Consider the following 15412-nt stretch of genomic DNA (forward strand, 5'->3'; position numbering starts at 1 on the left):
TTTGGGGTTAAACTTCTTCTGATTTTTTTCCGAAATCTTTCGGAAAAATTAAAAAACGTGATAAAATAAGACCTGGAATTGTAGCTATGAAAACCCAAATAAAGAAGTTTTGATAGCCTAAATATTGTTGTATGTAACCGCTTACCATTCCAGGAAGCATCATTCCCATAGCCATAAATCCGGTTGCTAATGCATAATGTGCTGTTTTTGATTCGCCTTCAGCAACATGAATTAGGTACATCATAAAAGCAGTAAATCCAAAACCATAACCGAATTGCTCTAAAATAACAACGGCATAAATATAATAAATGGATGTAGGATGAAAGAAAGCTAAAAGTATAAAACCAATTATTGGTAAATGCATGGCCAAAAACATTGGTAACATCCATTTCGTAAGACCTTGTTTTGAAATGGCAATTCCGCCCAGAATTCCTCCTAAAGTTAAAGCTCCAACTCCAAATGTTCCGTAAATTATTCCAACGGCTTCGGTGTCAAGTCCCATTCCGCCTAACTCTTTTCCGTCAAGTAAAAACGGACTTAACATTTTAAGTAACTGCGATTCTCCTAATCTGAAAACCAGAATGAAAGCCAAAATTAATCCGATTTGTTTTTTTCTGAAGAAGCTCGCAAATACAGATCCGAAGTTTTGATGATGATGTACTTCTTTATTATTGTTTTCAGCAGCGTAGATTTCGTTTTTAGGAGTAAAAAAGAAATTATAAATCGTGATAAAGGTCATTAATAAACCAACCGCAATCATGGTATAGGACCAGGCTTTTGTATTATCACCGTATCTATGTTCCAGATATCCGGCAAACAACACAATTAATCCGTTTCCGGCTAAAAGTGAAAGTCGGTAAAAAGTGCTTCTGATGCCTAGGAAAAAGGATTGCTGTTCTTTTTTTAATGCCAGTAAATAAAAACCATCACTGGCAATATCATTAGAAGCTGATGCAAAAGCCGCAACCCAGAAAATAGCCAGAGTCATCATGAAAAATCCGTTTGTCGGAATCGTAAATCCGACCAGTAAAAACGCAATTGAAATCAGTAACTGCATGGATAAAAACCATTTTCTTTTGGTTCCGTTCAATTCAATAAAAGGACTCCAAAGCGGTTTTATAACCCATGGTAAATACAATAAACTGGTGTAAACGCCAATGTCTTCATTTGAAATCCCCAGATTTTTGTACATAATTACCGAAACTGAAATGATCACGGCATAAGGCAGTCCGGAAGCAAAATTAAGAAGCGGAATCCAAAACCACGGTTTGTTATCTGTTTTCATCAGGCTGGGCAGGTATATAGTTTTTAAAAGTCTTTTTTAAGTCGATGATTGTCGGGGTACTTTCGTTTGCAAAATAATCAATAAATGTTACCGCACACGCTTTGTACTGATTCAGTTTTTGGGCAGTAACCGAAAGCAAAATCCCTGTTTCCGTTTCGTTTACCCTGACTTTGTCAATAATTTGCCGCGGGTCATTAATATCGATTTTAGAAATGTGATCAGCTCCGTAAATTACTAAATATCTCACTTTTGTATTAAAAGGTGATTTTATACTGAAGGTATAACGCAGACTGTCTTTTGTGTATTCATTTACAACCGGTGTGTCAATAATAATGCGTTTTAAATTAGGGACAGCGGCTGGTAGCGCAGGATATTTATATTGGTTTTCTTCTAAATGGCGTACGATGTCAAAGTTTTTGTCCATGAACCATTTCGCACTGAAATAGGCACTTCCGCTTACGTTTTTGAAACTTCTCAAATAATCCACCTGATTTGGGATTTCAGACATAAAATTCCAGCTTTTATCACTATCACCTCTAATTTTATAGAGTGAGTGACCAATATAAATAGCAGTATTTTTCGAGTTCTCTGACCACCATTTTACCAATTTGGAGTAATTGGCAACCCGATTGTTCATGCTCCAATACAACTGCGGCAGGATATAATCGATCCAGTTTTGGTCCATCCATAAAAGAGGGTCTGCGTATAAATCGTCATAATTTGACATCGATTGAGTCTCGGAACCTCTAGGGTCTACTGATTTGTTGCGCCAAACTCCAAACGGACTGATTCCAAACTGTACCCATGGTTTGCTTGCTTTTATAGTTGTGGAAATCGTGTGTACAAAATTGCTCACATTGGCACGACGCCAGTCGGCAACGCTTAGACCTGCACCGTATTTTTTGTAGGATGCTGTATCGTTAAACACTTTTCCGGGAACAGCATACGGATAGAAATAGTCGTCAAAATGAATGGCATCAATATCGTATTTATCGACTACTTCCTTAACTACTTTTGTCAAATGCGACTGAACTTCAGGCAATGCAGGGTCATAATAAAATTTTCCTCCATATTCAATCATCCATTCCGGGTGTTTGAAAATATCGTGATTAGGGCTTAATTGCTGTTTGTTCAAATCGAAAGTCGCACGATACGGATTCATCCAGGCATGAAATTCAAAACCTCGGTTGTGTGCTTCCTCAATCATCCAGGCCAAAGCATCGTAATACGGATTGGGTGCCTGCCCTTCTTTACCGGTTAAAAAACGGGACCAGGGTGCTAATGCTGACGGGTAAAAAGCATCGCCGGCACATCTAATCTGAACGATTACGGCATTGTAATTCAGTTTTTTATATGCTTCTAAAATCGCGAGATAATCTGCTTTTTCTTTTTCAACGTTGTCAATAGCTGTTTTAGGCCAGTCAATATTGACAACCGTTGCAATCCAGACTCCCCTAAATTCGTTTTTAGGATGTTTGGCTTTTTCCTGTGAACTGGCGTTCCATCCAAAGAAAAATAAAAATATGATAGAGAATATTAGGTGCTGATTTTTATGCATTTCAATCTTTTTTTAACAGAAACCAAAAATAGTTTTTTTCCGCCACGAATTCACGAATTATTTTTTTAATGATTGAAGATAATCCAATCGGTATATTCCGTGAAATTAATTGCGCTTATTTCGCATAGATTAGCACTAAATTCGTGAATTACTTCGTCTGTCCCTTCGGTCGAGTCGTGGCTATCATTTTAATCCGGAAAAGAAATTTTTCCCATTGTAACGGATGGGATTTTGCTGTTTCCAAAATTATAATCACCTCCTGCGACTGTTTCGTTTGCCAGAAGAGCAAATAAAACAGCTTCCTTAGCATCGCTTAAAATACCCAGATTGTCGCTTTTTTGAAATTCACAAGGCAATAATTCGGTGAGCCATTTGACCAGTAGCGGATTGTTTGCACCGCCTCCCGACATATATACTTTGAATTCCTCAATTGGTGTTCCGGTGTTTTTAACCACAAACTGAATCGCTTCGGCAATTGTTTCGGCGCTTAATCTTGTTAAAGTTGCCAGCAAATCTGGTGCCGAAATGTTTAGGAGACCGGTTTTTGAAAGTGCATTTTGTACAAATTCAAAATTGAACAATTCCTGCCCGATTGATTTGGGGAAATTTTTTCGAAAGAAATCATTGTTCTTAAGTTCGCTTAAAAGTTCCTGATTTACACTTCCTTGTTGGGCGATTTCGGCATCTTTATCATAACTTTTTTCAGGAAAATAGTGTTTGGTGTAAATGTCGATTAAGGTATTGGCTGTTCCCGTATCGGTTACAAAAACATCTTCAGCGTTTAATGAGGCTGGGAGATAGGTGAAATTTGCAATTCCGCCCATATTGAGCATGATGCGGTTTTCGCCTTTTTTACTAAATAATAAATAATCGCCGTAAACCGCCAAAGGTGCGCCTTCGCCACCAGCTGCAACATGTTTCTGCCTGAAATCTGACAATGTTATAATTCCGGTTTTTACGGCAATATGATCCCCGTCTCCAATTTGCAAAGTCGCGTTGGGGAATTTTTCCTGCTGATGCAAAAACTTAGGTGCATGCAAAACCGTCTGCCCGTGTGACGCAATCAAATCAACTTCTTGTGCATGAATGTTCCATTTTTGAAGGCAATTGTTGACCATTCCGGCATGCAAAAGACCAATCCATTCGTTAAGCAAAGCCAAATGCTGAAAATCGATTGTTTTTTGTGCAAAGACTTTACGGATTTCGGTTTTAATGTCGTCAGTGTAATTGATAGTTTCAAATTCGAGAATTTTTACGGCTGTATTTTCGCCCGCTCCTGATATTTCGCACAAAGCAATGTCCAACCCGTCAAGGGAAGTTCCGGACATTAAACCGATTATTTTTCGGGTTTGTTTTTGGGCGATGTTGTGGAGAGTGGTTATGTTTTTGTTCATTGTTTGGATGCCTTTTTGTGATTTAAATGCTATAACAGTATTTTTTGCCTAAAACTCACAAAGTAAAGTTACAGGGAATTTTTCTTCACTAAATACTTTCATATGATTATCAAGATCAGAAAAGATGCTTTCAAATCTATCAAAAGATGATTCATAACCATAACTTCCATCACTTTTAAAACTTTCTCTAATTTTAAGTTTACCAACTACTTCAAATTTATCTTTAAAAGAAATAATATCTCTATGTGTTACCAAATGATAGGAAAGTCCAAATAAAAAATTATCTCGATTAACATATTCCCAAATCTCGTCTACATTCGGTTGTAGTTCCAAAATTGTTTTCCAATCAAAACTTGAAGCTATAGTTCTGCCTGAGATAAAACAAGATTTTAAGTCTTCAACAGTAGGTTTGTTTTTTCCTTTATATGTGGTGGTAACTAAATCATATGTGCACTGGCCTCTTTGTTGTATGACTTTTGCACAAATTACTGCATAATAATGATTATCTGAAAGTTGAAAAGTAAGTAAATCATCTGGTTGGAAATATAGATTTTTAATAATCCTGTATTTTTTTCTTTTTCTAACTTTCAAATTTGGCTGACTGATTTTCTTTAAAAGTTTGTCAAGCTCTTTTTGTCTTTTTTTACCTTCATTAGCATCGCATTCCTCTGTCCAGATTTCTACACCAGCTTTTAGCTCAATCACACGTTTTACTTCTTCAAGAATTTCTTCGTTTAATTCACCAATTTCCCAAAATGCAAGTGCATAAGCTGTTACAAATATTTCGTGATAAAAATCTGTATCCGTTCCATAGTCTCTTTTAGCAAAAGGAGCTTCGTTTTTAATAATCTCTATAGTTGCGTCACTATCATAAAGATCCATTATTTGTTCATAAATGTCTCTTGCTAAATCTCCGTCGATTATTTTTACGCCGTCTGTTGCCATTGTATTTTTAAAATTATTTTAAAAGAATCTCAGGCTAAATATAAAAAGTTTTAGATATTTGTTCTTAATCATGATCGAAAAAATCCTAACTGACTACATTACATTTATTAGAAGCTTCGAAGCTTTATTAAAAGACAAATATAAACAGGACATAAATCCGTGTTCGTTTTCTCATAGTTTTTTTGAAAGAGTTGGCTCAATTGACGGAATTGAATATCATTTTCATGGAAGCGGATGCACTGCCAAAAAAGAAGATGTTATTTACACATACGATATTGGTATTAACGAGATTAAATTCACCCAATGGGATCTTACAGAGTTAATTCGAACTCATCCAGAATATCAGAAATTAAATTTAAGCGATGATTACATAGAATACGAATTGTATCAGCTTATAAATAAAGGAGTTTTAGAATGGTTAACTATTGAAGGAATTGAAGGAACCCCTTATGGATGTGTTTTTATGTGTTATAGAGTTATTCAGGAATCGTTTTTTGATTAAATCAATTCCGCCAAAACTCCTCCTGAAACCCAACCGCCCTAGCCCAGATGGGAGCGGCATCCTTTTTCCGCCGGGGTTCGGTGGAAAAGATATAGCGAACAGCTGGAATAGCTCCTAAAAACCCTTAAAATAAAAAGCTTCATTAATGCGAAAACCCAAACGAAATACTGAGGATAATGATGCCAATTACGATGGCAGTAATAACCACATAGAGATAATCTTTTTCAAGTAAAAAAGAAAATAACGACAGCAATACCCGAAACACAGGCGTGAGGAACAAAAGTATGATTCCGGAGAAGATGATCGAATCGCCTTTGCCCTGAATTAGACCCTGGTAAATAGTGGCGATTACTTCGAAAATGTTTTTGTCTTTTTCTATAAATACTGAGTAGTCTTCGATTTCCTGACCGTGATGCAATAGATAAACAATGCCTCCTAAGGCGGCTACAGACAATGCCGTCCAAACGCCGTAGCGCAATAAATTGCCTATAATGTTCTGAAAATCTTTTTCCTGAGATGTATCGGGTGTCATGTTTTTAGATTTTTCCGTTAATGCCATTGTAAATCATGTTTATAGCCAATACAAAAATAAGGCAGGCAAAGAAAATACGCAGTTTTTTAGGGTTGGTTCTCACCAGGATTTTGGCTCCTGCCATAGCTCCGAACAAAACCCCAATCACGACCGGCATACAAATTCCGGGTTCTATGTATCCTTTCTGGATGTAAATTACGGAACTCGCCATTGCGGTAACGCCCATCATAAAATTGCTGGTGGTGGTTGAAACCTTAAACGGAATACGCATGATGTTGTCCATCGCGATTACTTTAAACGCTCCGGAACCGATTCCTAATAATCCGGACATCATTCCTGCTATTCCCATCATGCTGAATCCGCCGATGACATTTTTTGTTCCGTATGCTACAACTTCTCCGTCATGAGTAGGATAAGTGCCGTTCAGATGCAGTTTTTTTGCCAGCGGACTGGATTCTAAAACGATATGCTCTTCTTTTTTTCGCAGGGAATTAACAGCTGAGAAAATAAGCGTGAGTCCGAATAAAACCGCAATAAAAGAGGTCGGTGCGATGGTCGATAGCAGTGCTCCGCCAACAGCTCCGAGTGTGGTTGCTATTTCGAGAAATATTCCCAGACGCATATTGGTAATGCCTTCTTTTACATAAGCCGCTGCAGATCCTGATGAAGTGGCAATTACAGAAACCAAAGCCGCACCAATGGCGTAATGAATATCGACCCCGAGAATCACTGTGAGAAGTGGTATGATGATGATTCCGCCGCCTAAACCGGACAAGGAGCCTACGAAACCGGCTAAAAAAGCTCCTAAAAGCATAATCAGCGTGAATGTTAATACTGTCATTGCTGTGTTTTTATCTGGCTGCTAATTTACGAATACATATTGGCTATTAAGGCTTAAAAAGAACTTAAAAATTATCAGCCCATATAAGTTTCTTATGAAAACGAACGCCTTAGCCCGGATGGAAGCGGCATCCTTTTTCTGGCTCCTTTAGCCAGGAAAAGATATAGCGGACAGCCGGAATTAGCTCCTGAAAAATAGCAATGCAATTTCAAAATAGGATCAAAAAAAAACCGTCTCAAATAGTACTTTGAAACGGTTTTTTTATGAAAAACAGAATTGTTTTTTAGAATTTATAGGTTACACCAACTCTGAAGTTTCTTGGTGGTTCGGTTTGCCAGTAATAGACTCCGTTACTAACCCATTCGTAGTATGAACCGCTATATAAATATTCATCTAAGATATTAAAGACATTAGCCGTTACTTTGAATTTGTTTGTTTCATATGACAATCCTCCATCTAATTTAAAGTAATCAGGTAATCTTTCTAATCCTTCGCTCCACGTATCCGTTTGCCGTCCTGCAAGATATGTTCCTCCAACAGATGCACCGAAACCTTTTAATATTCCGGTAGGAACAGTATAGTTTAACCATGCATTTGCTACGTGTTTAGAATATCCCGGAACTATATCGCCTTCAGTAAAAGTGCTGACATTAGCTTCGGTTACTTTTGATTCCGTAAAGGCATAATTAGCAATTAAGTTTAAACCATCAACTATTTTACCTCTTAAGTCAACTTCAAAACCTTGAGCTGTTTTTTCTCCTAATGTTGTGCTGTAAATAACTCCCGGTACATAAAAATCGTCGTCAGGTCCTGGCTGAACAGGATCTGTAGTAAGTTCATTTTGTTTAATGATGCTATATGCAGAAAGGGTGGTGCTCCAGGTGCCGTTAAACCAGTCTTTTTTGATACCTATTTCACGGTTTGTACCGGTAAGTGGTTTTATAGTTTCTGTAGGCCTCACTCTTCCTGACTGAGGTGTGAATGCCTGATCGTATACTCCGTAAACAGCCAAAGAAGGTGTTATTGACCAGCTTAATCCTATACGGGGCGTAATGTGGCTATCTGCGGCAGGATCACTATAACTGCTGGTTTGTTTAATCCAGGTGTAACGGCCTGCAAGTGTCAATCTTAATTTATTTTCAAAGAAACCTAATTCATCCTGAACATATCCGGCTGCATATTGCGAACCATATATCCCTGCGGCTCTCTGGCTTAAAGGTGTACTTTCATCAAAATTTGGCAGCCCGTTTGCCGGTGTTCCGTAATCAGGATTTAAAACATTAAAAGGATCTTCTAAAGTATCTAATGCGTGAGTTTGTCCCCAATCGGCCATATAATCTTTTCTTCCTAAATCAATACCTCCCAAAACTTTATGACTTACAGGACCTGTATTGAATTTTCCATTCAGGAAAATCTGGCCTAAAAACATATCGCTTTCTGCATCCCAAATACTCACACTTCTGATAATTTCTCCTTCAGACAAAACTTCAGTATCTAAAGAACCATTTGCGTCAGTATCAATGCTTACGGGGCCAACCGCTCCTGGCCAGGAACTGTAACCATCCATGATATATTTAAAATAGGAAGTCTGAGCTGTTAATTTCCAATTATCATCAAATTTATGTTCAAACATTAAAAAACCACTGTGGTCATTAACTTTTGTATCAGGCAAGCCTGGCTGGGTCATCGTAAAATCAACAGGTGTAGTGGCATAGCCTTCATTTGCTGAACTAAAAACATAGTACGAACCTACTTCGCTCATATTAGCAAACTGTCCGTTATATTCTAATGTTACTTTTGTTTTATCACTCAATTGATAAGAAAAAACCGGAGCTATTACGTAGCGGTCATTATGCTCATAAGGTCTGTGAGATCCCTTTTTTTGAAAAGCACCATTAAAACGGTAAAGGAATTTTCCGGCTTTATCAAATTTTCCGTCTAAGTCAATACTGGCACGATAAAAATCGAAACTTCCTGCTAAAACGCTAGCCTCACCTTTAGTAATTCCGGTTGGTTTTTTTGTTACCACATTGTAGAGACCACTTGGGTCGCCGCTTGAAAGCATAAAACCTGCAGGACCCTTAACGAATTCAATATGATCGACAAAACTCATGTCTTCTGTAAGTGGTCCCCAGAAAGAAGATACTACGTTGAAGCCATTTCTAAATGCCTGAATTTGTGATCCGCGCATAGTGATATTAGTATACATATCGCCCCAGTGCTCTAAACGAACAGCACCACTCACGTTACGAATAACGCCATCACTCATACTGGTAATTTGCTGATCTTTTAATGTTTGAGAACTCACTATCTGGATATTCTGAGGGATTTCTAATACCGGAGTCTGAAGGCGTAACGATAAAGACGGTTTGTCCTGTTTGTATTTGTTTTTTGTAATAATAACTTCATCCAGATCTTCCTGACTTTCAGATAGTGCAAAGTTTTTAGTAACAGTCTGTTTTGCTATGACCTCAATTTTTTCTTCTACCGATTTAATTCCTACTGAATTAATGCTAATAGTGTAACTTCCCGGTTTAACATTTTTGATTTCATACTGTCCATTGACATTTGTAACAGTATTGTACTTTGTTCCTTTAAGTTTTATTGAAATATTCTCAGCAGGAAGATTTCCGCTTAAGGATATTTTTCCGCTTACTTTTCCAAGCTCCTGGCTTAACACGTTTAGTGAACTTAAAAACAGTAAAGAAAATAACAGTTTTTTGATGGTATTTATATTCATCTTTGGTAAGGGTTAATTTTTTTTATGGGGTAAAAGTAGTGTCAAATACCCTTTTATCCAAATTATTTTTAATTATTCTAAATAAATTTAGTGTTTTTAAGATTGATTCAAATACATTTTTCTGCTAACAATTAGTAATAAGGATAAAAAATACACTTATAAAAAGGCTTAAAACCAAAGTACAGTACAAGTTCGCAGTATTATGGCGTAAACATTGAAAAATTAGAGGCTAATTTTCTTAATTTAGAATAAAAACAAAGGAAATAAGAGTATTTTTGTTACCGAAAAATCATATCAGTTTTAGGTTATAAATTCAATCAGAATGTCAATAATTAAGGAGTTAGAACAACTGTCTGCATCATTAGAAGGAACACTTTTATACGATGATCTTCATAAAACGCTTTATTCAACCGATGCTTCGGTGTACCGGATTAAACCGAATGCGGTGGCTATCCCCAAAACGACCGAAGATATTGCCAAACTAATAAAGTTTGCTGCCAATCATAACATGTCCATTACACCGAGAACTGCGGGAACTTCTCTGGCAGGTCAGGCGGTAGGAGAGGGATTGGTAATTGATGTTTCGAAGCATTTTACTAAAATTATTTCGTTTGATGCCGAAAAGAAAACGGTTACGGTTCAGCCTGGTGTCATTCGCGATGAACTGAATTTATTCCTAAAACCTCACGGTGTATTTTTTGCACCAATTACATCTACATCAAACCGCGCAATGATTGGCGGAATGGTAGGAAATAATTCATCCGGGACGACTTCAATCCGATACGGTGTTACCCGTGATAAAATTGCTGAAATAAAAGCAATCTTGAGCGACGGTTCTGAAGTGGCTTTTCAAGATCTGACTCCCGCTGAATTTATCGCAAAAACCAAAGGCGATACTTTAGAAAATAAAATATACAAAACGATTTACGACGAGCTCTCGATAAAAGAAGCGCAGGAGGAAATTGTAAGAGAGTTTCCAAAACCTGAAATTCACAGAAGAAACACAGGTTATGCCGTTGATATTCTGCTGAAATCGGAATTATTTGGAGGAACTGAGCCAACCATAAACCTTGGGAAACTGCTTTGCGGAAGCGAAGGAACTTTGGCTTTTACAACCGAAGTTACTTTAAAAGTGGATGATCTTCCGCCTGCACACAGTATTATGGTTGTCGGACATTATTATACGATTCAGGAATCTTTAGAATCGGTTGTGGTGGCAATGAAACATCATTTGTACACCTGCGAAATGATTGATGATACGATTTTAGATTGTACCAAAACGAATCGGGAACACGTAAAAAACAGGTTCTTTTTGCAAGGTGAGCCTAAAGCAATTATGTTGTTTGAGGTTGCTGCGCATACTTTGGAAGATGCCGAAAAACAAGCCGATGCTTTAATAGCCGATTTAGAAAAAAACAATTTTGGTTATGCCAACGTAAAGATTTATGGGGCGGATATTGATAAAGCTAACGAGCTGAGAAAAGCGGGTCTAGGACTTTTAGGAAGTATTGTAGGCGACGATAAAGCAGCCGATTCTATTGAGGATACAGCGGTTGAATTAAGCGATTTGCCAGCCTATATCGCAGAATTTTCTGCAATGATGTTAAGCCACGGTCAGGAAGCGATTTATTATGCACATGCCGGTGCGGGAGAATTACACCTTCGTCCGGTTTTGAATCTGAAGAAAACAGAGGATTTAAAATTATTCAGAACCATTGCGACTGAAGTAGCACATTTGGTAAAAAAATATAAAGGTTCTTTAAGTGGGGAACACGGAGACGGAATTGTGCGCGGGGAGTTTATTCCGTTTATGATTGGCGACAAGAATTACGAACTGTTGAAAAGAATCAAGCTGGCATTCGATCCGAATTCGGTTTTGAATATAGGGAAGATTGTCAATGCAGGAAAAATGGATGAAAACCATCGTGTAGTTTCGGGCAGAATTGAACCGGATATTAAAACGTTTCAGGATTTCTCAGACAGTTTAGGAATTTTGCGTGCCGCTGAAAAATGTAATGGGTCAGGCGATTGCAGAAAACTGCCGTCAGCAGGAGGAGCAATGTGTCCGAGCTATCGTGCCACGCGAAATGAAAAGGAAACAACGCGGGCAAGAGCCAATGCACTGAGAGAATATTTAACGTATTCTGAAAAAGAAAATAAATTTGACCAGAAAGAATTATATGAAGTTTTTGAGTTGTGTGTAAGCTGTAAAGCCTGTGCAAGCGAATGTCCGAGTAATGTGGATGTTGCGACTTTAAAAGCCGAATTTTTATACCAATACCAAAAAGCAAACGGATTCTCAACCAGAAGTAAGATTTTTGCCAACAACGCCAAACTGAATAAAATGGGAAGCATATTCCCATCGATTACGAATTTTATTTCGAATCAGTCTCTGGTTAAAAAAACAATGGGAATTGCACAGGAAAGGCAAGTGCCGTTACTGGCGAAAAAGACATTTAGAAAATGGTTTCAAAACTATAAACCTTTAACAACGGATTTTCCGAACGGAAGATTGTATTTGTTCGTAGATGAATTCACGAATTATTATGATGTAAATATCGGGATTGATGCTTTCGAATTATTGACGAAATTAGGGTATCAGGTTTTGGTCATCGATCACGAAGAAAGCGGAAGAACTTATCTTTCAAAAGGATTTTTGGAAGAAGCCAAGAAAATTGCCAATCATAATGTAAACGTCTTTAAAGATTTGGTTTTAGGAAATGCACCTTTGGTCGGAATTGAACCTTCGGCAATTTTGACTTTCAGGGATGAATATTTGCGTTTAGCTGATGACAAAGAAGCTGCCGAGAAACTTTCACATAATACATTTACAATTGAAGAATTCTTTAAAAAAGAAATCATCGACGGAAAAATCACCCCTGATTCTTTTTCAGAAGAAACCAAAGAAATTAAGATTCACGGACATTGTCATCAGAAATCATTGAGTTCTGTTGAGGCGACATTTACCATGCTGAATCTGCCTAAAAATAACACAGTGACAATTTACAATTCGGGCTGCTGCGGAATGGCGGGTTCTTTTGGTTATGAAAAGGAACATTATAAAGTCAGTATGCAAATGGGCGAGGATACATTATTCCCAAAAGTGCGTAATACAGCTGAAAGTGTAAAAATCGCTGCTGCCGGAACGAGCTGTCGTCATCAGATTTATGATGGAACGAAGAGAGAGGCTCAGCATCCGGTTTCAATTTTAAGAAATTGTTTAAAATAACGAAGGCTTTATATTTAGGTAATTATGCATATGAAATTTTGTTTGAGCATCATTTTATTCACAACACTTTTAGCGAAAGCACAAAATAGAGTAGATTGTTCAAAATGTTCATTAGAACTCATTGATAAAACTAAACTGGAAAATGAAGATTTGAAGGCTTTGAAATTATTAAAAAATGAGATTTACGCCCGAAAAGGATATGTGTTTTCAAATCCTGAATATGCTGATTTTTTCAAAAAATATAGTTGGTATAAGCCTGTAAATGATAATAAGAGTATTGTTTATTCAGATATTGAAATAAAAAACATTACAATCCTGTCACAAAAAATTAATGAAATTTCGCAGTTTATTTCGACTGAAAATAATAGTAAATACAAAATTATTTCAGAAGAAAAGACAAATGAAATTTTTCCAAAAGAAAAAAGAAAAGAATTAGGGATCAATTTTAATATCTGGAAAGTTTACGATTATAAGGATAAAGCAGGACAGTATTATTTAGTTTTGACGGAAAACAAATATAAAGAGCCAACTGGTGGAAATGTTTTTAATAATTCGGTCAAAGCATTAAATTTTAAAATACAGGGCAATGGTTTGATCAAAACTTTTGAAACCAATGATGCCAAAGATAAGGAAGAAGAAAGTGTATGGTTTTGGACACGATATATCTATGTGGAAGATTTTGATAATGACGGTATCATAGAGCCAATGATCATTTATGGCACCAGCGGTTATAATGGTTATAGTGATGGAAGAATCAAAATTCTATTGTATTATAAGGGTAAAAAAATTGGAGTACGAATTCAAAATGGCGTTTTAGATGACGAAAGGAATCTTAAGATAGATACCGATTTTTATGCTCTGCCAAAGAAAATACAGGATAAAATTGTGGAGCAAATGGAGTTAATGGTCGAAAATAACCACTCTATTTTGCCGTATGGATGGCAAAAAAAGATGGCAAAAAAAATGACTTTTATTGAAGAATAATTTCATAAAAAATCTGCTCGATCTTCGTGAGAAAAAATAGTGCCACAGATTAAAAAGATTAAAATAAACTGTAAAAAAATCTATTTAAGCTGTGGCAAAAAACTATAAAATTATTTTCTTCCCGGTTTCAGCAGCTTTGTAAATTGCATTGATAATTTTAATGTCTTTTAGTCCTTCCTCACCTGTAATGTGGTCAGGAAGCTTTTTGTTTGCGAGCAATACTTTAGAAATTTCATCCAATTGCTTTTGCTGTTGTTTGATTGGAGGGAATTTCAAAGGTCCTTTTGAGGTCTTTCCTTCATACGGTCCATAACTCAATCCCGGGCTTAATTCAAATGAACCATAATCTGCAGACGCATACGTTCTGTCGATATTGTACCCACAGGATGTATTTCCATTAGCCATTGCACCGCTCGGGAATACCATTTGCCATGAAATGCTTTCTTCCGTTTCTGAAAATCTGTTTTTATCGTTTATTGTTCCAAACTGAGCTGTAACCGAAATAGGTTCTTCTCCTAAAATATAACGGCTGACCTGTATGCAGTAAATTCCGAGATCCATTAAGGGACCGCCACCGGATAATTTTTTATTTAGTCTCCAGTTGGCCGGACTATTTATATCTACCGGTTTTTTGGCAATGGTGTCATACGTTTTATATCCCAGGGATTCGATATACCGTACCTGTCCAAAAACTTTTTCTTGTCCTAACCGCTTAATTTCTAAATGGGTTGGTTCATAATGCAGGCGATAACCAAGTGCTAACTGCACCTTATTATCATTACAGGCTTTGATCATTTCTTCGCATTCTTTGACGTCAATTGCCATTGGCTTTTCAGTGATAACATGTTTTCCGGCTTTTGCAGAACGAATCACGAAATCTTTATGCATGCTGTTTGGCAGGATAACGTAAACCATGTCAATATCTTTGTTTTTTATGATCTCGTCAAAATTTTCATAATTATAGATATTCTTGTCGGGAATATTGTATTTCTCTTTCCATTTAATGGCTTTTGAAGGAGTTCCCGTCACGATTCCAGCAAGATTGCAATATTCAGAACCCTGCATGGATTCGGCTACAATATTGGCATAAATGCCCAAGCCACAAAGGGCAAGATTTATTTTTTTTCCATTATAAGGAATATGTTCTGGTTCGGCTGCAGATAAAAAAGAAGGAATACTTGTCGCAATAACTGAAGCACTAACACCAATTCCGAATTTGTTTACAAATGAACGTCTGGATATTTTTTCCATAAATTTTGTCTTTATACGATATTAAATTATGATTTTAGCAGTTTCAAAAAATGAATGTTTACATTTCATGGGAAGAACTTTTGGAATATAATTATCTTCAAATTAAACGATTATAATTTTATTGTCCTAAAAAAGCGACATATTTGTTGGT

Annotated in this window: 11 protein-coding genes; 3 read left to right on the top strand and 8 right to left on the bottom strand. The window is 36.8% G+C overall.

The window, feature by feature from the left end; genetic code table 11:
* Positions 1-7: 7 nt before the first annotated feature.
* From GXM16_RS18450 to GXM16_RS18465, 4 genes are all read right to left on the bottom strand, one after another.
* Positions 8-1285 carry an MFS transporter gene (locus GXM16_RS18450; RefSeq protein ID WP_188726559.1) on the bottom strand — a complete coding sequence of 426 codons (1278 nt, stop codon included), beginning with the start codon at positions 1283-1285 and terminating at the stop codon, positions 8-10.
* Complete coding sequence (locus tag GXM16_RS18455; RefSeq protein ID WP_163395970.1) at positions 1272-2843, bottom strand: glycoside hydrolase family 10-like protein; 1572 nt, start codon at positions 2841-2843, stop codon at positions 1272-1274. Before GXM16_RS18455 ends, GXM16_RS18450 begins: the two co-directional genes overlap by 14 nt.
* A 188-nt stretch (positions 2844-3031) precedes the next feature.
* A complete protein-coding gene (locus GXM16_RS18460; protein ID WP_163395971.1) occupies positions 3032-4237 on the bottom strand; it encodes an anhydro-N-acetylmuramic acid kinase in 1206 nt (401 codons plus the stop codon).
* Between the two features lie 48 nt (positions 4238-4285).
* Positions 4286-5182, bottom strand: coding sequence for a hypothetical protein (locus GXM16_RS18465; protein ID WP_163395972.1), 897 nt, complete (start codon positions 5180-5182; stop codon positions 4286-4288).
* A gap of 70 nt (positions 5183-5252) precedes the next feature.
* On the opposite strand from GXM16_RS18465, the gene GXM16_RS18470 reads away from it, so the two are divergent.
* A complete protein-coding gene (locus GXM16_RS18470; RefSeq protein ID WP_163395973.1) occupies positions 5253-5684 on the top strand; it encodes a DUF6896 domain-containing protein in 432 nt (143 codons plus the stop codon).
* 142 nt (positions 5685-5826) lie between these two features.
* Here GXM16_RS18470 and GXM16_RS18475 read toward each other — a convergent pair whose 3' ends face one another.
* The 3 genes from GXM16_RS18475 to GXM16_RS18485 all read right to left on the bottom strand — a co-directional run bounded on the left by GXM16_RS18475 (position 5827) and on the right by GXM16_RS18485 (position 9797).
* A complete protein-coding gene (locus tag GXM16_RS18475) occupies positions 5827-6243 on the bottom strand; it encodes a DUF1634 domain-containing protein (RefSeq protein WP_229684385.1) in 417 nt (138 codons plus the stop codon).
* Entirely contained in the window at positions 6221-7057 is an 837-nt protein-coding gene (locus tag GXM16_RS18480; RefSeq protein ID WP_163395974.1) for a sulfite exporter TauE/SafE family protein, read from the bottom strand. Before GXM16_RS18480 ends, GXM16_RS18475 begins: the two co-directional genes overlap by 23 nt.
* Positions 7058-7340: 283 nt before the next feature.
* Positions 7341-9797, bottom strand: a complete 2457-nt coding sequence (locus tag GXM16_RS18485) for a TonB-dependent receptor (protein WP_163395975.1) — start codon at positions 9795-9797, stop codon at positions 7341-7343.
* Positions 9798-10119: 322 nt separating this feature from the next.
* Here GXM16_RS18485 and GXM16_RS18490 point away from each other — a divergent pair, with 322 nt between their 5' ends.
* Both GXM16_RS18490 and GXM16_RS18495 read left to right on the top strand, forming a co-directional pair.
* Positions 10120-13026: an FAD-binding and (Fe-S)-binding domain-containing protein gene (locus GXM16_RS18490; protein WP_163395976.1), complete on the top strand. Its 2907-nt coding sequence runs from the start codon at positions 10120-10122 to the stop codon at positions 13024-13026.
* A gap of 30 nt (positions 13027-13056) precedes the next feature.
* Positions 13057-14010 carry a YARHG domain-containing protein gene (locus GXM16_RS18495; RefSeq protein WP_373285440.1) on the top strand — a complete coding sequence of 318 codons (954 nt, stop codon included), beginning with the start codon at positions 13057-13059 and terminating at the stop codon, positions 14008-14010.
* Between the two features lie 102 nt (positions 14011-14112).
* Here the strand turns inward: GXM16_RS18495 and GXM16_RS18500 are convergent, their stop codons facing one another.
* Positions 14113-15261: a Gfo/Idh/MocA family protein gene (locus tag GXM16_RS18500; RefSeq protein ID WP_163395978.1), complete on the bottom strand. Its 1149-nt coding sequence runs from the start codon at positions 15259-15261 to the stop codon at positions 14113-14115.
* Positions 15262-15412 lie beyond the last annotated feature (151 nt).

The organism is Flavobacterium limi, from assembly GCF_010645075.1.
GTDB classification, from domain to species: domain Bacteria; phylum Bacteroidota; class Bacteroidia; order Flavobacteriales; family Flavobacteriaceae; genus Flavobacterium; species Flavobacterium limi.

What these genes read in the sequence shown, in the direction of transcription:
- GXM16_RS18450 (WP_188726559.1), bottom strand. Translation starts at nt 1,285, where the DNA reads ATGAAAACAGATAACAAACCGTGGTTTTGGATTCCGCTTCTTAATTTT.
- GXM16_RS18455 (WP_163395970.1), bottom strand. Translation starts at nt 2,843, where the DNA reads ATGCATAAAAATCAGCACCTAATATTCTCTATCATATTTTTATTTTTC.
- GXM16_RS18460 (WP_163395971.1), bottom strand. Translation starts at nt 4,237, where the DNA reads ATGAACAAAAACATAACCACTCTCCACAACATCGCCCAAAAACAAACC.
- GXM16_RS18465 (WP_163395972.1), bottom strand. Translation starts at nt 5,182, where the DNA reads ATGGCAACAGACGGCGTAAAAATAATCGACGGAGATTTAGCAAGAGAC.
- GXM16_RS18470 (WP_163395973.1), top strand. Translation starts at nt 5,253, where the DNA reads ATGATCGAAAAAATCCTAACTGACTACATTACATTTATTAGAAGCTTC.
- GXM16_RS18475 (WP_229684385.1), bottom strand. Translation starts at nt 6,243, where the DNA reads ATGGCATTAACGGAAAAATCTAAAAACATGACACCCGATACATCTCAG.
- GXM16_RS18480 (WP_163395974.1), bottom strand. Translation starts at nt 7,057, where the DNA reads ATGACAGTATTAACATTCACGCTGATTATGCTTTTAGGAGCTTTTTTA.
- GXM16_RS18485 (WP_163395975.1), bottom strand. Translation starts at nt 9,797, where the DNA reads ATGAATATAAATACCATCAAAAAACTGTTATTTTCTTTACTGTTTTTA.
- GXM16_RS18490 (WP_163395976.1), top strand. Translation starts at nt 10,120, where the DNA reads ATGTCAATAATTAAGGAGTTAGAACAACTGTCTGCATCATTAGAAGGA.
- GXM16_RS18495 (WP_373285440.1), top strand. Translation starts at nt 13,057, where the DNA reads ATGAAATTTTGTTTGAGCATCATTTTATTCACAACACTTTTAGCGAAA.
- GXM16_RS18500 (WP_163395978.1), bottom strand. Translation starts at nt 15,261, where the DNA reads ATGGAAAAAATATCCAGACGTTCATTTGTAAACAAATTCGGAATTGGT.